Annotated in this window: 18 protein-coding genes and 1 riboswitch; of the genes, 9 read left to right on the forward strand and 9 right to left on the reverse strand. The window is 63.3% G+C overall.

The features are described 5' to 3' along the window. Nucleotides 1-135: 135 nt before the first annotated feature. Nucleotides 136-627, reverse strand: coding sequence for a ribonuclease E activity regulator RraA (rraA, locus tag QMG79_RS11085; RefSeq protein WP_283538642.1), 492 nt, complete (start codon nucleotides 625-627; stop codon nucleotides 136-138). A gap of 115 nt (nucleotides 628-742) precedes the next feature. Here rraA and QMG79_RS11090 point away from each other — a divergent pair, with 115 nt between their 5' ends. From QMG79_RS11090 to QMG79_RS11100, 3 genes are read left to right on the forward strand one after another with little or no spacing between them, the layout of a single operon-like run. After that, nucleotides 743-2026, forward strand: coding sequence for an MFS transporter (locus QMG79_RS11090; RefSeq protein WP_283538643.1), 1284 nt, complete (start codon nucleotides 743-745; stop codon nucleotides 2024-2026). 30 nt (nucleotides 2027-2056) lie between these two features. Beyond that, on the forward strand, nucleotides 2057-2560 hold the full coding sequence (locus QMG79_RS11095; RefSeq protein ID WP_283538644.1) for a DUF456 domain-containing protein: 504 nt from the start codon (nucleotides 2057-2059) through the stop codon (nucleotides 2558-2560). A gap of 27 nt (nucleotides 2561-2587) precedes the next feature. Continuing rightward, a complete protein-coding gene (locus tag QMG79_RS11100; protein ID WP_283538645.1) occupies nucleotides 2588-3565 on the forward strand; it encodes a tetratricopeptide repeat protein in 978 nt (325 codons plus the stop codon). An 8-nt stretch (nucleotides 3566-3573) separates the two neighbouring features. Here QMG79_RS11100 and QMG79_RS11105 read toward each other — a convergent pair whose 3' ends face one another. The 3 genes from QMG79_RS11105 to QMG79_RS11115 form a co-directional block, all read right to left on the reverse strand. After that, nucleotides 3574-4221, reverse strand: coding sequence for a hypothetical protein (locus QMG79_RS11105; protein WP_283538646.1), 648 nt, complete (start codon nucleotides 4219-4221; stop codon nucleotides 3574-3576). Next, entirely contained in the window at nucleotides 4218-5702 is a 1485-nt protein-coding gene (locus QMG79_RS11110; RefSeq protein WP_283538647.1) for a WXG100 family type VII secretion target, read from the reverse strand. The genes QMG79_RS11105 and QMG79_RS11110 overlap by 4 nt, the downstream gene beginning before the upstream one ends. A gap of 120 nt (nucleotides 5703-5822) precedes the next feature. Continuing rightward, nucleotides 5823-6281 carry an Lrp/AsnC family transcriptional regulator gene (locus tag QMG79_RS11115; RefSeq protein ID WP_283538648.1) on the reverse strand — a complete coding sequence of 153 codons (459 nt, stop codon included), beginning with the start codon at nucleotides 6279-6281 and terminating at the stop codon, nucleotides 5823-5825. A gap of 395 nt (nucleotides 6282-6676) precedes the next feature. Between QMG79_RS11115 and QMG79_RS11120 the strand changes: the two genes are divergently transcribed. The 6 genes from QMG79_RS11120 (at nucleotide 6677) to QMG79_RS11145 (ending at nucleotide 12365) form a co-directional block, all read left to right on the forward strand. Continuing rightward, entirely contained in the window at nucleotides 6677-7030 is a 354-nt protein-coding gene (locus QMG79_RS11120) for an iron chaperone (protein ID WP_283538649.1), read from the forward strand. 100 nt (nucleotides 7031-7130) lie between these two features. Then, nucleotides 7131-7244, forward strand: a riboswitch (SAM riboswitch). A gap of 39 nt (nucleotides 7245-7283) precedes the next feature. Next, nucleotides 7284-7928 carry an AmiS/UreI family transporter gene (locus QMG79_RS11125; RefSeq protein WP_283538650.1) on the forward strand — a complete coding sequence of 215 codons (645 nt, stop codon included), beginning with the start codon at nucleotides 7284-7286 and terminating at the stop codon, nucleotides 7926-7928. 64 nt (nucleotides 7929-7992) lie between these two features. Further along, nucleotides 7993-9240, forward strand: coding sequence for an acyl-CoA dehydrogenase family protein (locus QMG79_RS11130; RefSeq protein WP_283538651.1), 1248 nt, complete (start codon nucleotides 7993-7995; stop codon nucleotides 9238-9240). 54 nt (nucleotides 9241-9294) lie between these two features. Continuing rightward, nucleotides 9295-10173, forward strand: coding sequence for a tRNA glutamyl-Q(34) synthetase GluQRS (gene gluQRS, locus QMG79_RS11135; protein WP_283538652.1), 879 nt, complete (start codon nucleotides 9295-9297; stop codon nucleotides 10171-10173). A gap of 10 nt (nucleotides 10174-10183) precedes the next feature. Further along, complete coding sequence (locus tag QMG79_RS11140; RefSeq protein WP_283538653.1) at nucleotides 10184-10798, forward strand: HD domain-containing protein; 615 nt, start codon at nucleotides 10184-10186, stop codon at nucleotides 10796-10798. A 187-nt stretch (nucleotides 10799-10985) separates the two neighbouring features. Further along, complete coding sequence (locus QMG79_RS11145; protein ID WP_283538654.1) at nucleotides 10986-12365, forward strand: NAD-dependent succinate-semialdehyde dehydrogenase; 1380 nt, start codon at nucleotides 10986-10988, stop codon at nucleotides 12363-12365. A gap of 123 nt (nucleotides 12366-12488) precedes the next feature. Here the strand turns inward: QMG79_RS11145 and QMG79_RS11150 are convergent, their stop codons facing one another. The 5 genes from QMG79_RS11150 to QMG79_RS11170 all read right to left on the reverse strand — a co-directional run bounded on the left by QMG79_RS11150 (nucleotide 12489) and on the right by QMG79_RS11170 (nucleotide 18599). After that, nucleotides 12489-13973: an amino acid permease gene (locus QMG79_RS11150; RefSeq protein WP_283538655.1), complete on the reverse strand. Its 1485-nt coding sequence runs from the start codon at nucleotides 13971-13973 to the stop codon at nucleotides 12489-12491. Nucleotides 13974-14059: 86 nt separating this feature from the next. Next, nucleotides 14060-15493 carry an aspartate ammonia-lyase gene (locus tag QMG79_RS11155; RefSeq protein ID WP_283538656.1) on the reverse strand — a complete coding sequence of 478 codons (1434 nt, stop codon included), beginning with the start codon at nucleotides 15491-15493 and terminating at the stop codon, nucleotides 14060-14062. A gap of 8 nt (nucleotides 15494-15501) precedes the next feature. Next, nucleotides 15502-16533 (reverse strand): asparaginase, encoded by a 1032-nt coding sequence (locus QMG79_RS11160; RefSeq protein ID WP_283538657.1) that lies wholly within the window; start codon nucleotides 16531-16533, stop codon nucleotides 15502-15504. 73 nt (nucleotides 16534-16606) lie between these two features. Beyond that, a complete protein-coding gene (locus QMG79_RS11165) occupies nucleotides 16607-17326 on the reverse strand; it encodes a FadR/GntR family transcriptional regulator (protein ID WP_283538716.1) in 720 nt (239 codons plus the stop codon). A 142-nt stretch (nucleotides 17327-17468) separates the two neighbouring features. Further along, on the reverse strand, nucleotides 17469-18599 hold the full coding sequence (locus tag QMG79_RS11170) for a zinc-binding alcohol dehydrogenase family protein (protein WP_283538658.1): 1131 nt from the start codon (nucleotides 18597-18599) through the stop codon (nucleotides 17469-17471). Nucleotides 18600-18616: the final 17 nt, after the last annotated feature.

The following is an 18616-nucleotide window of genomic DNA, read 5'->3' on the forward strand; positions in this document are numbered from 1 at the left end:
CCCGGGCGCTGTGGCGGTAGAGTTTTTAGACACGGGGGCTCCAAGGGACCTAAAAGGATGATAGTTGCTTTCAGTAACTATCTTACTGCCAGATTTGTTCCCCGCACCATGGTCAGTGCGTCGTGACGGGTTGGTTCAGGATGCCACGAGGATGCCGTCCGGATCGCACCAGATCAGTGCCCCGGGGCGGAACCTGACGCCATCAATGACCAGGTCAATATCGCTCTCGCCCGCACCGTCCTTGGCGCTTTTGCGCGGGTTGCTGCCTAAAGCCTTGACGCCCAGGTCAAGCTTCAAAAGGGCCTCGCGGTCTCGGATGGCGCCGTTGATCACGACGCCGGACCACCCGTTGCGCACGGCGCTCGCCGCGATCATGTCCCCCATCAGGGCGGTCCTTAGTGAACCGCCGCCATCAATCACCAGCACGGCGCCGTTGCCGGGCGAGCCGAGGGTCGACTTCACCAGCGCGTTGTCCTCCAGGCAGCTGATGGTCCGGATGGGACCGCTGAAATGGGTGCGACCCCCGAGGGACTGGAACTGCAGGGCCATGGATTCCAGTTCCTCACCCCGATTGTCATAGAGGTCTGCGGTGTTGATGGCAGTGGTCGCGGTACTGGGCTCGGTCATGGTGCTCCGTTGCAGGTCTGGCCGGAACAGCCGGAAGTTGATGATCAGTTTGGTGCTGCAGCCCACGATAGTCTGAAGCTCACATCGGCCAGTCGTTTTGGGGAAAGCTCACGTCATGAATCAGTCAGATACTCCTGCCCCACTGCCCCCTCGCGGTAGTTCTGGTGCCAGCGCCGCCCTGGCGGAGCCTACCCGCAAGGTTTCCGCCCGTTGGGTCACTGGGTTGGTCCTGGTCAACGTGGGAATCAACGCAGCTTTTTTTGGTCCCATCAACATCTTCATCGGCCAGCAGGCCATCGGCATCGATCCGGCCAATAAGGAAGCTATCTTGTCCCTGGTGACCGGGTGCGGTGCGGCCGTTTCCCTCGTGGCCAATCCACTGTCCGGGGCGTTGTCGGACCGCACCCCCTCGCGTTTTGGCCGGCGCGCGCCGTGGGTCCTTGGTGGGGCAATCCTGGCGACGGCGGCGCTTCTGGCCATGTCGGGGGCCACCGCGGTTGCCATGATGGTGCTGTTCTGGTGCTTGGTCCAGCTGGGCGCCAACGCGGCCTACGCTGCCATTACCGCAGCTATCCCGGACCGCGTTCCGGTCCGCCAGCGCGGCAGGGTGGGCGGGCTGGCTGCCATGGGACAGACGGGTGGAATCCTGGTGGGAGCAGTGCTTGGCGCTGTTGTCACAGGGAACTTCCTGGTCGGGTACGTCCTGTGTGCGGCGGCCCTCCTCGTGTCCGTCCTGCCCTATATCTTCCACAGCGATGACCAGCAGCTCCCCCTAGCCGAGAGGCGCCCGTTTTCGCTGCTGCCGTTCCTGCGCAGTTTCTGGATCAGCCCTGCCAAACACCCCGACTTCGGCTGGGCCTGGCTGACGCGCCTCCTGGTGTACACGGGCAATCAGCTCACCATCGTCTACCTGCTTTTTTTCCTACGTGATGTCATAGGCTTCCCGGACCCGGCACTGGGCGTGCTGATCCTGACGGGAATCTACGCCGTTGCGGTCATGATCTCAGCAGTGCTGGCCGGACCCATGAGTGACAGGGTCGGCCGGCGCAAGCCCTTTGTTATTGGCTCGTCCGCAGCCATCGCCGCATCAGGCCTCATCATGGCGTTTTTCCCGGTTTGGCCCGGAGCGTTAGTGGGAGCGGCTGTTCTAGGATTTGGGTTTGGAGCGTACCTAGCGGTGGACTTCGCGCTACTCACGCAGGTCCTGCCCACGGCAACGGACCGGGGCAAGGACATGGGTGTCATCAACATTGCCAACTCGCTGCCCCAGGTCTTTGCACCGTTGCTGGCATTCCTCTCGGTGCAGTACCTGGGCGGCTACGTCACGCTTTTTGTCCTGGCAGCCATTATTGGCCTGCTGGGAGCTGTTTTCGTGGTGAAGATCAAGGGTGTCGACTGAGCGGACCCGGCGCCACCTACACTTGGCAGCATGAACCCCGACATTGTTGTGAGCGTCCTGTGCGGGCTGGCCATTGTTGTGGGCGTGGCCGGGACCATCATCCCCGTGCTGCCGGGCAGCATCCTGATTGGCCTGAGCCTGCTGGCATGGGCTCTCTGGGGCGGAGCCGGGGCCATCGGATGGGTGGTCTTCGGAATAGGGCTGATTTTTGTCGGGGCAGGAATGACGGCAAGTGCGGTCCTGACCGGCCGGAAGATGAAGCAGCACGCCATTCCCGGCCGCAGCGTGCTGGTCGGAATCCTGGTGGGAGTGGTTGGCATGTTCATCATCCCGCTGGTGGGCTTGTTTGTGGGGTTTGCGGCAGGACTGCTGCTCAGTGAGCTGGCGCGGACCCGGCAGGTTGGTACCGCTGCGAGGTCCAGTTGGGCTGCGCTGAAGGCTACCGGTCTGGGCATGTTGGTCGAGTGCGGGCTTGCCTGCCTGGCTGCGAGCACCTGGGTTATTGGCCTGTGGGTGGCCGCCGCAAATGCCTGATCCTCACGCCGCGGATAGCATGGAGTCATGACCGCCGGTGATGCTGAGCCCATTTTTCAGGACACCCGGGACCTCGCGCCCTTTGGCGCTGTGCAGCTGTGGACCCCTGTACGTGGTCTGACCGACAGCGTGAGTGGATTGCTCTCCGAGGTCATGGGCGGCAACAGCGGTTCGGTGCTCGCTGTGGATGGGGACATCCCGCGTGTGCACCGTCGCGAGTCCCGCACGGCCAAGGCTTTCCATCAGGCCGTGTACACCTCCAGGCAGCCTGATCGGCTCCTGGCCCTGGCCCGCACGTATTCAGGCTGGGCAGGGCTGGCTCATCTCATGGCCGGGTTGCAGGCCTACCGGAACAGCGACTACCGCCCGGCTTCCGAGCACCTGCGACGCGGACTTTCACTGCGGAACGACGACGATGCCAATGCCTATGCGCTGACGTACCTCTCGCGGATAGTCACCCGCGTTGAAGTAGTGGAGAAGGTGCAGGTGCCGGTGCTGTTCAGTGAGGAGTCAGTACTCCTTGCACTGTCACATGCGCTGCGCGAAACCGGCCGCACCGAAGATGCCCTGACCGCACTGGGTCGGCTGCCACCATCGTTGCCGTCCGCCTTGGCGCGTAGCTCGCTTGCTCTTTCGCTGGGGCGCACCGGGGCAGCAATTGCCTGGACGGAAGGACTGCTGAACGAGGACGACCTCTCAGCGGCCCTGTTACAGGTCCGCTCCCGTGCCCTCCGGCAGGAAGGCTGGCTCGAGGAGGCCCAGGAAGCACTTGCTGAGGTGCTTCGACGCCGCGGGACGGCCATGATGCTGCGCAATGACGCGATGAGTGAAAGGGCTTCGCTGTTGGTGGAGATCAGCAAGCGGAACCTGCATCCCAAGGAGTGGCTGCGCAAGCCTGATCAGGCTGGCGCGCGGCGCGATATTGATGAGGTGGAACGGATCAGGCGGGACCAGGAGAGCCGGCGGATCTGGAAGCAGGAGTGGAAGCGCTTGGGCGGGGATTGACCCACGCCTCAGAGTGGGGCCGGGAATACATGGACAATGATGACCTGCGTTTCCTGTGAGCCGTCGTAGCGGAGGTCGTAGCTGACTTCGAGGCCCGTCGCCGTTCCCGGTGTGATGGCGAATTCGTCCTTGGACGTCAGATCGGCTTCGGTGGCGGTGATCCATCGTTCGGCTGAGTCGCTGTCGATCCCGTAGCGGTTGACGCCATCGCGGATCAGGGCGAAATATTCTTCCGGGGAGGTGGCGGTGAGGAAGTATGTCACCTCGCTGAAATCAGGCCGTGCGTCAGTGGTGTTAAAGCGGATACGGCCTGTATCTCCGGTGATCACGCCGTCGGGCCCTTTGATGGTGAGGTCGATCTTCCCTGCGTTACGGGCATTGATTTCCGGCCCGTAACTTTCCTCGGCTACCCCGACGTCAGCTTTGGCCAGGGCGCCGGAGCTCATGTCCAGTGTGGCTGTGCTGGTTGCGAGGATCTGGTCCACACCGGCTGCGTCGAGGGTGGAGAATTCGCTGGTGTTCACAGTACTGCTTCCTTGGGATGCTGGTTCGGGTGGTGTGGGGCGCTCGCTCTGGCACCCGGTCAGTGCCAAGCTGGCAAGCAGTGCGGCAAGTGCCAGGGCTGCAGGCTGGCGGAGGCGAACTGGATGCTTCACTGATGTACCTCCGCGTCGAAGCCGGACACAAAGCGGTCCATGATGCCAGGAATGTTGTTGGTGGGGCGGTACTGCTCCACCCGGCCGTTGAAGTCTGAACCGATGATCTCACGGGCCTGGTCAGGATCAGTCGCCAACAGGTTCTGGTAGACCGGCAGTGTGTCCTGCTTGATGAGTGCCCACCGTTCGTCTGCGTTGGCAATGTTGCCTGCAGGGAATCCCGTGGTGAAGTCCGTGCGGAATTGGGTGGGGTTGTCCCAGTTGGTGAATGGCACGTGGTCCGGCCCCGGACTTTCCATGCTGAAGGTGTAGGGAAAGACTTCGGGGTAGCTCTTGGCCCCCGGGATGGAGGGTTCGCCGGCAAGTGTCACCAAGTAGGTGACAGCTTCACCGCCAGGGTGTTCCCGCATGGCGTTGTAGTCATCAGCGATGATCTCGTTCTGCTCCCGGTACAGGAGCGACGTATTACCTTCCTGGACCTGTGCCGGGTCGCCAGAATCGATGAGGGCCCAGGATCGCGCCGTACCAGGGTCAAGGGCGCCGGAGTCGCGAAGCCGGTTGATCTCCTCCAGGCCACCTGTCAGGTATGCCTGGTGCTGCCGGGCCTGATCGAGGAAGATCTCCTTGTTCATGTCCAGCATGCTGGTCTCGTAGAACGTGATTTCCTCGTCTGTCATGGTGGCGAGGTCTCTGATCTGGTCCAGGAGGGGGAGGGGAATATCTGACACAGGGTTATCGGAGATCTGTTGTGCGATGTCCCGGAGCATGGCCATGTCCCTAAAGCCACCCGCAAACGACGGACCAATCATGTTGGCCATACCAGCCCACTGCAGGTCAGGGTTGGCAAGGTATGCCTCGCCGTAAAAATCGTAGACCTTCTTGATGGTTTCCCAGTTGTACTCGGTGCCCTTGCTGGTATCCCACGCCGAGGGGTCGATTCCCATGTCGCGCATTGCCTGCTGATTCCAGAAATCGTTCAGGAAGTCTTTGTACTCCGGTGAGTTCTTGGCGATCAGCCCCGAGTCTGCGGCAGCATCCATTGCCGCTTTGGCAGCCTCGGGGTTCATGCGGGCCCACTGCCTGAATTCTTCGCTTGCCAGGTATCCGGAACGTTCCGCGGAAGTCATGCCATTGAGCTTTTCCGTGAGTTCGCGCTGGGCTGCATCGGCAGAAGGGCTGCCAGCTGTGCCGGTCACACCTGGCCCACTGTTCCGAGCGCTCGCCCTGTCCTGCTCATCTGCGTCGCGCAGGGCAGTGCGGGACGCCTTTTCCATCCCGGCGGCTGCGGCTTTCAGCACGCGAAGGTGCTGTGAGCTCCAGTCGCTTCGGAACCTGTCGGCGTCGGTGCCTTTCCACGGGCTGGATGCAACGGCCCTGCTCAACTGCTGGCCCAGGTCGCTCAAGCGGGTAGAGCCCGCTGCGAGTTCCTTGGCGAGCTGACGCAACTGCGCAACGTCCGCGCCGTAAAAGTTACCCGCCACTACTGTGTCCCTTGGTTCGATGTGGTGCGTGCCGCCGTCGTGCGCGGCCCGTGAATCCTCTTTGTGAGACTAGCCGTGATGGAGCGCGACGGCGATGGGCAGAACTCCCCGCCTCCCGCTTCAGTCGCTGAGCAGACGCGTGGTCCGGTACGGGATGACCTCGCGGAGGAACATGCTGGTGGAGGTTCGCACGATCCCGGGGCAGAGCCGGATTTCCTCTGAGACCCGGTACAGATCGTCTGGACTGGTGGCCACCACACGGATCAGCAGGTCGGTATCGCCCGCCGGAGCATGGCACTCAAGGACCTCGGGGATCTGTTCAAGCGCCGCGATGGCCTCGTCGAGGTGGCTCTGGTCCAGTTCTGCGCTGACGGCTGCCGCAACTCCGCGGCCCAGGGCGGCAGGGACGACCCGGCTGCTGTTCGGACGCAGGGCACCCGACGCCGTCATCCGCTCAAGCCGCGACTGGACAGTCCCGCGCGCAATCCCCAGCCGTTGCGCCAGCACCATGATGGGAAGCCGAGGGTCCCCATCCATGGCAGCGAGAATTTTCCGGTCCAATGCATCAAGAATCTGCAATCTGACCACTTCCTGTCTGCTGAACTGTTGAGGATTAGTCAGATCGACCAATCCCACGCATCGCTGTTGTGCCAACTGTAGGACAACTGATCAAATGGTGACAACGGAGCAGGAAACTACAGTTTCCCAAACCAACGGCTACGGTCCACCGGTACACCACCCGGCACCTGATCTGACTTCCCCCAAGGAAGTTGCCGCAGGCGAATTCTTGTTCACACTTTGATCGCCAGCACCACTGTCCGTTCCGCGAATCCGTTTGCGGCCCGGCAGAGGCCCCTGAGCCACCGAGTCTCGCCTGGAGCGCAGATCCGGAGGTTGAGGGGCCTCTTTTGTTTTCCACCACCTCGTGCGTAAGCGTTCGTGACGGGGTGGGCACGGCACCGGGAGGAACAGCAGTGGAATCGACACCAGCCACAGTCCATGACTACATTGCCGCGCAGCCAGCGCACGTGCAGGGCCTGTTGACCAGCGTCCGGGCAGCCATGCTTCGAGGCGCCCCGCTCGCCACGGAAACCATCCGCTATGGAATGCCGGCCGTCATGTTTGCGGGCCGCTACGGACTGCACTTTGCCAGCTGGAAGAAGCACCTTGGGCTCTATCCCGTGGAGCGGCTCGACGAAGAACTTGAGTCCCGCGTGGCGCCTTACCGCACACACAAGGACACCCTGGCGTTCCCTTACGCCACACCTGTCCCTCTTGAGTTGATCGAGGACATCACCCGGGCGCTCGCCGTGCGCCATTCCGGCTGAGCGCCAGTGCTGGCCGCAAACTGTCCAGTAGCTTCCATCGCTTCATGTGGCGTCAATTTTCTTGTGCCGCTGATCTGCGCACCATAGTGTCCTAATCACAGATCAAGAGTTCCAGCAGATAGCCCTGGCTTGTTGGACGGCAACCCTCTTCGTGGTGGGGTGCCCCAGGTGAAGATCCGGCCGGTGCGCATAAGCGCGTCGGCAAGCATCGAGCCTCGCTCTGGCGTGGCATCCTCCCGAATGGAACTCCTCCATGTCCTATATCTGCCTGATCCTCTCCGGAGCCGCGCTCCTCATCAACGGGCTTGGCCTCCTGGGCCGGGTCTCCGCGCGTGACAGTGGGATCTTCAACGTGATCGTTGGAACCCTCCAACTGATCCTTGCCGGGTCCCTTGCTGTTTCCGCTGGTAGTGACGGTGGGCTGCTGCTCGGCGCCCTCGGCATAGTCCTGTTCGGCATTACCTACCTTTACGTGGGGCTCAACTCCCTCCTGAACCTCGGATCCACGGGTGTGGGCTGGTTCTGCGCGCTGGTGGCACTAATCGCCGTTTTCTACACCGCCGACAACATCGGCCGGGACCCCTTCCTCGCGGTCCTATGGCTGAGCTGGGCGGTCCTGTGGTCGCTGTTCGCCCTGATTCTGGCTGGCGGGAAGTCTTCGCTCTCACCTTTCACCGGATGGGCTGTTGTCCTGACCAGCCAGCTCACGACGACGGTACCCGCACTCGCGGGCCTTTCCGGTGCGTGGCCTGCGGGGCCGTTCCCCGCAAGCCTTACCGCTGTGGTCATCGCCGCCCTGTTTGGCGCCGCCCTCCTGATCAGCCGGGCCCGCCGGACCCCTGTGGTGGCCACCACTGGCCACGGTGCAGCGCCGGTGGCCGAACCGGTCTCCGCGTAACCCTGCACCACCACTGATCCAGCCCATCAAAACCCCTCCCACACGCGTGACGAAAGGCCATCCGATGACTGCAGTAACCATCACCATCCCTGAGATCGACTACGAGATTCTCGCCAACCGGTTCCGTCCCATTTTTGACCGCATAGCTGCCCGTGCCAGCGCCCGTGAGCAGGACCACGAGCTTCCCTTCGAGCAGATCCGGGAGCTTACTGCTGCAGGATTCGGCGCCCTGCGTGTTCCCGTACCTGATGGCGGACTGGGTGCCACCCTGCCCCAACTCTTCCGGCTGCTCACCGAGCTCGCTGCCGCAGACTCCAACATCCCGCAGGCCCTGCGAGGTCACTTCGCCTTCGTCGAGGACCGTCTCATTTCCACAGGAGCCCAGCGTGCCGTGTGGCTGGCCCGGTTCGTCGAAGGCCAGATTGTGGGTAATTCCTGGACTGAAGTGGGTACCGTCACGATCGGTGACGTGAACACGAAAGTCAGCCCGGACCCGGGCAGCACTACGGGCCAGTTCCGCATCAGTGGCACCAAGTACTACTCCACCGGCAGCATTTTCGCGGACTGGATCGATACGTTCTCCCAGCGCACGGACAATGGGGTCAAGGTCATTTCTGTTGTTGATGCCCACCAGCCGGGCGTGACCCACACCGACGACTGGGACGGCTTTGGGCAGCGCACCACGGGCTCGGGTACCAGCACCTTTACCGACGCGGTTGTCGAAGCCGGAAACGTCATCGACTTTGACACGCGCTTCAAGTACCAGACGGCGTTCTACCAGGCTGTCCTCCTGGCCGTCCTGGCTGGCAGTATCAGGGCCGCGGAACGGGAGATCGCCCTTGAGGTCCGCAATCGCACCCGGATTTTCTCACACGGCAACGCCGATTCCTTCGGCGCGGACCCCCAGATCCTCCAGGTGGTTGGCCAGGTATCAGCCCGCGCCTACGCTGCGGCAGCCACCCTTGAGAGCGCAGCGCGTGCCCTGCAGGGGGCCTATGATGGCGCATTCCTGGGTAACGTTGAGGAAGAAGAACGCCGCAATGACCTGGCCGAACTCGAAACCGCCCAGGCGCAGGTCATCATTACCGAACTGGCCACCCGCGCCACCTCGGATATCTTCGACGCCCTGGCCGCCTCCGGTACCAGTACCAAGAAGAACCTGGACCGGCACTGGCGCAACGCCCGCACTGCGGCCAGCCACAATCCCTGGGTCTTCAAGGCCCGCATAGTGGGGGACTATGCAGTCAACGGAACCAACCCGCCCCGGGTGTGGGCCATTGGCGCAGGGCCCAAAGGGGGCGCTGCCGAATAGGGCCGCGACTGTCACAGGCCTGGCCCACGCCCTCCCCGGCATAGTCTTGTCTGCATGAGACCTGCCGGCCGTTTTGCCCCCAGTCCCTCCGGCGAGCTGCATGTGGGCAATCTTCGCACCGCCATCCTGGCCTGGCTTTTTGCGCGCTCCACAGGACGGGACTTCCTGCTCCGGGTGGAGGACCTGGACCGCGCTCGTGCCGGAGCGGAAGAGGAGCAGGTGCGGGACCTGGCGGCCATTGGGCTGGACTGGGACGGGCCAGTGGTGCGGCAGACCAGCCGCCAGGATCTCTACCTGGATGCCCTTGCCCGGCTGGGATCCGGCGGCCTGAGCTACGAATGCTTCTGCACCCGCCGGGAGATCCTCGAGGCACCCTCCGCACCGCATGCGCCACAGGGCGCATACCCGGGGACCTGCCGTTCCTTGACCCCAGCGGAAGTTGAGGCGCGGCGCACCGTCCGGCCCCCGGCAGTGCGGCTTCGTGCCGCGGTCGCAGAATGGTCCGTCACCGATGCGCTCCACGGCGAGTTCACCGGCGTCGTTGATGACTTTGTGCTGCGCCGCAACGACGGCGTGATCGCGTACAACCTGGCTGTTGTTGTTGACGATGCAGCCCAGGGTATCGACCAGGTGGTCCGTGGCGATGACCTGTTGCCCTCAACGCCACGGCAGTCGTACCTGGCCACACTGCTGGATGTACCGGTTCCGCAGTATGCTCATGTGCCGATGGTTCTCAACGCCGACGGCGCACGGCTGGCCAAGCGCGATGGCGCGGTGACGCTGCGGGACCTGGCGGCAGCCGGCGTCGGGCCTGCCGCGGTGCGGGGAAAGATCCTCGAATCGCTGGGCCTGTCTGGCGAATCCCTTACGGCAGCGCTGGCGGACTTCGCTCCGGGGCAGCTGCCACGGGGGCCCTGGACCTGGCTCGGATAGGGTGGAACGCATGTCTGATACTCCCGAAGGTTCGACCGGTTTCACGCCAGAGACAGCCCGCATTCTTGCCGAGGTTGCCCACAACCGCCAAAAGGACAAGCTCAAGCGGCCTTACAAGGATCACGTGCTGGCCGTGGGGGACGCACTGGCGGACTTCGACGATGACATCCGGATTGCTGGCTATCTCCACGACATCGCCGAGGACACCCCCATGACCCGGCAGGCCCTCTTGGACATGGGCATCTCGGACCGGGCCGTGACCATCATTGAACGGGTGACCCGGCGGCTGCACGATGATCCGGATGACTACCAGGCTGGCATTCGCTTTGTGGCCGAGGACCACGATGCCACGCTGGTCAAGATCGCTGACAACGCGCACAACTCTCTGCCCGAACGGGTCAGGGCGCTCGCCGAAAAGTGGCCGGACAAGCCGCCTGTCACCCGCTATGACGAGGCCCGCCCGGTGCTGTATGCCGCCGTCGACGTTGAAGAGATCCGCCTGATCCTGGCCCGCGTGAACCCGTGGTTGCTGGAGGAGCTCAACGACCGCCTGGACGAAGAGGACGACACGGACTACGAAAACCTGACGTACGATCTTGATCCCGGTGCGGATACTCCACGCTGATGGAATAGGGCTCATGGAATAGACAGGGGCACCTTCCGGTTAGCGCCTAATGGGACCTGTGCTTCCTGACAAGGACAGCCTGGGCCCAAGCACGGGGCGGGAACCACCGCCGGCGCCTGATCTGGCGCCCCCGGCGGCTTTCGCCCGACCCGGCTCAAACCCAGCTAGAAACGGAGATGGTGGACCAATGACTGCCTACAAGACAGTGAACCCCGCGACCGGAGAAACACTTAAGGAATACCCCCTTGCCACGGCAGGGGAGATGGAACAGTCGCTGGCGGCCTCGCACGCCGCGTACCGGGACTGGAGCAGCACTGCTGTCGACGAGCGCGCCAAGGTGATCGGGCGCGTTGCCGAAATTTACACGGAGCGCACCGACGAACTGGCACGCCTGATTGCCACTGAGATGGGCAAGCCCCTGACGCAGGCAAAGGGCGAGGTCAAGCTTGTCGCCAGTATCTTCTCCTACTACGCCACCGAGGGCCCCGGCTTCCTCGCCGATGAACCGCTCGATGTTGCCGGTGGAGGCGACGCCTTCGTCCGGACCGCCCCGATCGGCACCCTGCTCGGCATCATGCCGTGGAACTACCCCTACTACCAGGTCGCCCGTTTCGCTGCCCCGAACCTCCTGCTGGGCAACACGATCATGCTCAAGCACGCTGGGAACTGCCCGCAGTCGGCTGTTGCGATCGAGCAGATCTTCAAGGATGCCGGGCTGCCCGATGGTGCCTACATCAACATCTTCTTGGACAACGACCAGGTTGCCGAAGTCATTGCCGATCCCCGCGTCCAGGGTGTTTCACTCACCGGAAGTGAGCGCGCCGGCGCCGCTGTTGGCGAGGTCGCAGGCCGGAACCTGAAGAAGTTTGTCCTCGAACTTGGCGGCAGCGATCCCTTTATCGTCCTCGATGCCGATGATCTGGACGCAACAGTCAAGGCTGCTGTCAACGGCCGGATCACAAATGGTGGCCAGGCGTGCACCGCGTCCAAGCGCTTCATCATCGTTGAGGACCTCTACGAGTCGTTTGTGGAGAAGTTCACCGCCGGGATGGCCGGCGTTACCCCTGGCGACCCCCTGCTGGCCGAAACCAAGCTCGGCCCGCTGTCTTCCCAGCGGGCCGTGGATGACCTGATCGAACAGATCCAGGACGCGGTGGACAAGGGTGCAACCCTACGCACCGGCGGTCACCAGGTCGAAGGCCCCGGTTCCTTCATGGAGCCGACCGTCCTGACCGATGTCACCCCCGACATGCGCGCGTTCTCCGAGGAGCTTTTCGGCCCCGCAGCAGTTGTCTACAAGGTCGCCGACGCCAAGGAAGCGATCGACCTCGCCAATGGTTCCCCCTACGGCCTCGGCGGCTCGGTGTTCAGCGCCGACGTCCAGAAGGCACAGGACACAGCTGACCAGCTGGAGACCGGCATGGTATTCATCAACTCTGTTGCCCAGACGCAGGCAGACCTGCCGTTCGGTGGCGTCAAGCGCTCTGGCGTCGGCCGTGAACTGGCCCGCTTCGGCATGGATGAGTTCGTGAACAAGAAACTGATCCGTACCCCGCGCAAAGCGTGAGTCACAGTGTAGTTAGCTGAGCTACAAAAAAGACCTCCGGGTGGAGTTGGCTTGTCTGAAGCCGGGTCCACCCGGAGGTCTTCCTGCGTGGAACTGCAGGTCAAAAATCGCTCATCCCGGCGTTCAGTGCTGGCGGGCGTCAGCTGCAGCAGCGTTGGCTTCCGTGGCGGCGATCTCGCGGATCTGATTGCGGCACAGGCGCCAGCCCACAGCCATCATGATGCACGCAACGATCGTGACAACCAGCGTCAGCGGCGACTCAATGAAGATCATCACGAGCACCGCCAGCAGGAACACCAGGGACAGGTATCCGGTGTACGGGGCCCCGATCATCCGAAATGACGGACGCTTGACCCAACCTCTGTCCGCCCAGCGCTTGAGTTGCATCTGGCAGAGGACAATGGTCGCCCAGGAAGCGATGATGCCGACGGAGGCGACGTTGAGAACGATTTCGAACGCCTCAGCCGGGACCAGGTAGTTCAGGGGGACGCCCAAGAGGGAAACTCCGGCGGTGAGCAGGATGCCGCCATACGGGACGCCGGACTTGTTCATCCGTTGGGCGAACCTGGGCGCCGATCCGGACATGGACATTGACCGCAGGATCCTGCCGGTGGAGTAGAGGCCAGCGTTCAGCGAGGACAGGGCAGCGGTGAGGACCACAAGGTTCATGATGACGTCCACGCCCTCAACGCCGATGGAGCCGAAGAACGTGACAAAGGGGCTCACGCCGTCTTCGTAGGCTGTGTAGGGCAGCAGCAGTGCCAGCAGGACAATCGAGCCTACGTAGAACACCGCAATGCGGAAGACCACCGAGTTGATGGCCCGCGGCATGATCTTTTCTGGATTCTTGGTTTCCCCGGCAGCTGTTCCCACCAGCTCAATGGAGGCATAGGCGAACAGCACACCCTGCATCAGGATGATCATCGGCAGCAATCCGTTGGGGAAGATGCCACCGTTGTCGCTGATGAGGCTGAAACCGACCTGCTGACCATCCACCGGCGTGCCAAAGATGACAAAGAATGTTCCCACCAGCAGGAACGCCACCAGCGCGGCAACTTTGATCAGAGCAAACCAGAACTCCATCTCGCCAAAGACCTTCACGGAGACCAGGTTCAGGGCCAGGACAACGATCAGGGCCGTCAATGCCCACAGCCATTGCGGCACATCGGCCATCCACGGGACATAGTTGCCGAAGAAGTTCATGTAGAGCGCGGCTGCGGTGATATCAACAATGGTGGTGGTGGCCCAGTTGATCCAGTAGAACCAGCCGGACACAAATGCTGCCTTCTCGCCAAAGAACTCCCGTGCGTAGGAGACAAAGGAGCCCGACGTCGGCCGGTGGAGGACCAGTTCGCCCAGCGCCCGCAGAATCAGGAAGGCGAAAAAGCCGCAGACGGCGTAGGCAATCACCAGGGAGGGGCCAGCTTGCGCCAGCCGGCCGCCGGCGCCGAGGAAGAGCCCTGTTCCGATGGCGCCACCAATGGCGATCATCTGGATCTGCCGCGGCTTCAGGTCCTTGTGGTAGCCGGCATCCTCTGTGTGGAGGGAGTGCTCAGTGGCATGGGACTGCGTTGGAACCGTGTGGTCCGTGATGGGGTTGTTGCTCATGCAGTAAGTCCTTTGGGGGATGTCCGGGCACGGCGTTGTGCGCGCGGTCGGGGTCAGAGCGGTGAAGCGGGCCTGGAAGGGAACGGTCAGGGGCTGACCTGAGCAACGGTTTCTTTGCTCAGGTTGGCGAGGCGCTCGGGGCTCAGGAGGCTCCGGAGCTGGTCATCGGTGAGGAGCCCATGCTCAAGCACAAGTTCTGCCACACCCTTGCCGGTTGCCAAGGCTTCCTGGGCGATGGCCGTCGCTGTTGCGTAGCCGAGGTGCGGGTTTAGTGCGGTGACCAGGCCGATCGAGCGCTCGACCGTATGCCGGAGGTGCTCGGTATTGGCTGTGATGCCAACAATGCACCGCGCAGTAAGGGTCCGGCAGGCGGCTTCGAGGTGCGAGATGCTCTTGTGGAGGCTGTGCACAATGATGGGCTCGAAGGCGTTGAGCTGGAGTTGGCCGGCTTCTGCGGCCATGGTGATGGTGACGTCGTTGCCGATCACCTCGTAGGCTACCTGGCTGACTACCTCGGGGATGACCGGGTTGATCTTGCCAGGCATGATCGAGGAGCCCGACTGGACTGCCGGCAGGTTGATCTCACCGAAGCCGGCACGGGGACCCGAGGAGAGCAGGCGGAGGTCATTGCAGATTTTGGAGAGCTTCACGGCGACGCGTTTCAGCACGCCGGAGAGGTGGACAAAGGCACCCACATCCTGGGTTGCCTCGATCAGGTCGACGGCGGTTACCAGCGGCAGGCCGGTGATCTCGGCCAGGTGCAGGCAGGCTGCTTCGGCGTAGCCTACCGGGGCGTTGAGCCCGGTGCCGATTGCTGTGGCACCGAGGTTGATCTCGTGGATCAACAGGTCCGCTTCGGCAAGGCGCAGCCGGTCCTCACCAATGGTGACGGCGTAGGTGCCGAACTCCTGGCCCAGGGTCATGGGCACGGCGTCTTGCAGCTGTGTGCGCCCCATCTTGACCACGGTGCGGAATTCGATCGCTTTGGCGGCACAGGCGTCTTCGAGTTCAGTCAGTGCCGCCAGGAGTTCGCGGGCGGCAAAGATGGTACCCAGCTTCACCGCCGTGGGGTAGACGTCATTGGTGGACTGGCTGAGGTTGACGTGGTCGTTGGGGTGCAGCCGGGCATAGTCGCCTTTGCCGTGGCCCAGGATTTCCAGTGCGCGGTTGGCAATGACCTCGTTGGCGTTCATGTTCGAGGAGGTGCCGGCACCACCCTGGATGACGTCCACCACAAACTGGTCGCTGAGCTGTCCGTCGAGGATGTCCAGGCAGGCCTGTTCGATGGCTCCAGCGCGTTCTGCGTCGAGCAGTCCAAGCTCGGCGTTGGTCCTGGCTGCTGCGAGTTTGACGGCGGCCAGGCCGCGGACCAGGTGCATGTTGGACGAGAGCGGTTGGCCGGTGATGGGGAAATTCTCCACCGCGCGCAGGGTGTGGACACCCCAGTAGGCGTCCGCCGGGATATCCCGGTAGCCCAGCAGATCGTGTTCGGAGCGGGTGGCATCAAGGGTGGTGGTCATGGGATTCCTCAGGAAATAGTGGCGGCGGTCAAGGGAAAGGCGATGGCATGGAAGCTTCCTACCGGGCGGCCGCCACCCAGCACTACGGAGGAAGCGATGTCATCCAGGCGGGACGTGTCAACGCCGAGGGCTTCCATAACGCGGACTGCAACGGGCATGCGGGCCCTGTCGCCGCCATCGGAAATCTTGACCGCCACAGCGCGGCCATCCGGCAGGCCCACCAGCTGGACGCCCTCAAAACCGTCCTTCGCCACCACGGTGGGCAGCTGGCGCATCAGTGCCGTGACGTCGCGGCGCTCGCCAGCCACCATGTGCGGGTGACGTTGCATGGCACGGCCGACGGCGGCTTCCGCACCGGATGCGCCGGACTCGCCGGGTTCTCCGGCTGCCGCCTGTGCGATGGCACCGAACGCGGTGGCCATTCCACGCAGCGTCAGGGCAAAGAGGGGGGTGCCGCAGCCATCCGTGGTGCTGGCTGCCGGCATTTCCCCGGTGAGTTCTTGGACCGTAGTGGCGACCAGGTGCTGCAGCGGGTGTTCGGGATGAAGGTAGCCAGCCACAGGCCAGCCGTTGATCTGGCAGGTCGCAGCCATGGCCGCATGTTTACCGGAGCAGTTTTGGGTGAGCGCAGTGGCCGTACCGCCCTGCCGCAGCCAGTCCTCGCGCTCTGCAACACCGTAGGGCAGGTCGGTGCTGTTTTCCATGTCATCCGGGGTGAGTCCGTGCAGTTCCAGGATGCGGCGGGCGCCGTCACGGTGGATTGCTGCGCCGGAATGGCTCGCAGCCGAAAGTGCCAGGAGATCCTCGGGGAGGTCGAGGCCGGCGCGGACCATCGCCACGGCCTGCAGTGGCTTGAGTGCTGAGCGCGGGTAAAACGGCGCCAGGGGATCCCCGGCCTGGAGCAGGATGTTTCCTCCCGGCCCGGTGGCGACAACGGAGCCGAAGTGGATGCTCTCTGCGACACCGCCCCGGGTAGCAACGGCCAGCGGAACGTGCTGCGGCAGCGGCAGGTGCGGATTATTCGCGGCGGCGGAGTGCATGGTGTCCTTTGCTTGTGCTGAAACGGTGGCGTGCCTGGGCGCGCCAGAACGTGGTTTGGGCCGAACGGGGGCTTTAGCGGTTGAGGATCGAATCAAGGGCGGCGCCGACGGCGTCCAGATGAGCCGCCATGGCCGCGCCAGCTTCCTCGGCGGCACCGGATTCGATGGCGGCCAGGATGCTGTGGTGTTCAGTGTCGGACGCCGCCTGCCGGTCCGCGACGATGTTCAGTGTCTCCGACTGGTGGGCCAACGCGCCGCGGATCTCCGCGACGACACTGGCAAAAACGTTGTTGCCACTGGCTCTGGCGATGGTTGCATGGAAGGTGGAGTCGAGGGTGACCCAGGCTTCGGGATCGGTTTCCCTGGCCATTTCCGCAACGATCTGGCGGAGCATGTCCAACTCTTCCTCGCTGCGGCGCAGGGCGGCCAGCGCCGCTGCTGGCACTTCAATGTGCGGCCTGGCCTCGGTCAGGTCCCGTGCCGAGTAGTGGCCCAGCGTGAGGTCGTTACCGACTTTATTGGCCACCACAAAGGTACCCTTGCCGGTTTTGGTGACTGTCAGGCCCAAGGCGGTGCAGGAGCGGAGTGCTTCGCGAATGACGGAGCGGCTCACTCCATACTGCGCGGCCAACGTGGCCTCGGAGCTCAGTCTTGCACCCACGGCAACGGTGGCAGATTCAATGTCCTGGCGAATGGCGTTGAACACCGCTTCGGCGGCACTGAGGCGGGCGAGTGGAGCAGAACTCTGCGGTAGTGCAGGCTGTCCTGCTGTCTGGCTGTCTGACAGGTTCACCATGAAAATATGGCACGGGTCACAGGTGTGTGTCAATCAGGAGCGGGCGGCGGCACAGTGTGACAGCGCTCCATCTGCGGCCCAACCCGTTGGCGTGGTGCCCTGGTGGCCATCACGCCAGCGGTGGTGCACGCTCGGATGCTCAGTCTGTTTGCGGCAGGGTGACTACGAGTTTCTCGGCGGAAACTCCGTCTCGGAGCGCATCGACTGCGCTTTGGATCAGGTCCAGGCCTTCGCCGATGACACGCGGGGCGGGCGCAAACGCGTGCCGCCCCTCGGCTACGGCGGACGGAAGGTACCCTGCCCAGATCGCCGGCCCCACTGCGCTGGTCGCGATGGAACTGCCCCACACGTACCGAGCCCGGATCCGACGGAAGGCGCACCGGACGTGAAGGGTGGCATTTTTCCAGATGAGTTGGCGAAAGAGTGAGATCCGCTGTGCCGAGAGCCTGCCGTTCCGGGGCTGATCGTAGAAGGAAACAGGTGGGCTGGCGAGGGCAACGCGTGTGGCACCCGTCTTGGCTGCGATCGTGATGCACGGATCGGCTGAGCCCACGGCGATGGCGAAAATTCCCGCGACCCGAGAACCCCCGGCCGCGGCGCATACAGCGGCGATTACTCCGGGGTCCCTGTAGTCAAAGACCTCTTCCGCGCCAAGGGTGCGCAGCAGTGTGTGGTTGGACGGTGAGGCTGTGGCAATGACGCGGTACCCTGCGGCGCGGGCAAGCTGGACAGCGTTCATTCCCACGCTTGTGGCGCCTCCCCAGATCACAACAACCTCGTTTCGCGTCCTGCTTCCGTCCAGTGTCGCAAAATCCAGGGCAAGTTGATTTTGCTCGAATAGGCCGGCAGCTGCAGTTGAGAGGGCCAGTGGCAAGACCGCGGCATCAGAAGCAGATGCAGTCCCAGGAATTGGTGCAGTCATGCTCTCCTCGACAACAACGTACTGCTGGAATCCACCCTCGCTGATATGGTCCCGGCCCTTCTCCAGCCCAAGCGCGTAGGCGAAAACACGGTCGCCGGCAGCGAAGCGCTCCACTCCGGGGCCAACATCGACGATTTCACCAGCGACATCCTCACCCATGACGGCCGGGTACTTCAGCCAGCCATACATGAACCGACCATTGGACTGGATGATCGCATCGAGTGGGTTCACGGCGACCGCTTCCACCCTGATGACCAGTTGGCCAGCGGCCGCGTGCGGGTAGGGAGAAGGGCGGACAGAAAGCTCGGCGTAGGGCGAATCAATCCAGGCTGCGGTGTTGTTGACCATGGGTCCTCGATGCTAGT

The sequence above is a fragment of the Pseudarthrobacter sp. PS3-L1 genome (assembly GCF_030063285.1).
Lineage (GTDB): Bacteria > Actinomycetota > Actinomycetes > Actinomycetales > Micrococcaceae > Arthrobacter.

Bases quoted from the DNA above. Each gene is read 5' to 3' on its own strand.
- rraA (WP_283538642.1), bottom strand. From the start codon at position 627: ATGACCGAGCCCAGTACCGCGACCACTGCCATCAACACCGCAGACCTC.
- QMG79_RS11090 (WP_283538643.1), top strand. From the start codon at position 743: ATGAATCAGTCAGATACTCCTGCCCCACTGCCCCCTCGCGGTAGTTCT.
- QMG79_RS11095 (WP_283538644.1), top strand. From the start codon at position 2,057: ATGAACCCCGACATTGTTGTGAGCGTCCTGTGCGGGCTGGCCATTGTT.
- QMG79_RS11100 (WP_283538645.1), top strand. From the start codon at position 2,588: ATGACCGCCGGTGATGCTGAGCCCATTTTTCAGGACACCCGGGACCTC.
- QMG79_RS11125 (WP_283538650.1), top strand. From the start codon at position 7,284: ATGTCCTATATCTGCCTGATCCTCTCCGGAGCCGCGCTCCTCATCAAC.
- QMG79_RS11130 (WP_283538651.1), top strand. From the start codon at position 7,993: ATGACTGCAGTAACCATCACCATCCCTGAGATCGACTACGAGATTCTC.
- gluQRS (WP_283538652.1), top strand. From the start codon at position 9,295: ATGAGACCTGCCGGCCGTTTTGCCCCCAGTCCCTCCGGCGAGCTGCAT.
- QMG79_RS11140 (WP_283538653.1), top strand. From the start codon at position 10,184: ATGTCTGATACTCCCGAAGGTTCGACCGGTTTCACGCCAGAGACAGCC.
- QMG79_RS11145 (WP_283538654.1), top strand. From the start codon at position 10,986: ATGACTGCCTACAAGACAGTGAACCCCGCGACCGGAGAAACACTTAAG.
- QMG79_RS11150 (WP_283538655.1), bottom strand. From the start codon at position 13,973: ATGAGCAACAACCCCATCACGGACCACACGGTTCCAACGCAGTCCCAT.
- QMG79_RS11155 (WP_283538656.1), bottom strand. From the start codon at position 15,493: ATGACCACCACCCTTGATGCCACCCGCTCCGAACACGATCTGCTGGGC.
- QMG79_RS11160 (WP_283538657.1), bottom strand. From the start codon at position 16,533: ATGCACTCCGCCGCCGCGAATAATCCGCACCTGCCGCTGCCGCAGCAC.
- QMG79_RS11170 (WP_283538658.1), bottom strand. From the start codon at position 18,599: ATGGTCAACAACACCGCAGCCTGGATTGATTCGCCCTACGCCGAGCTT.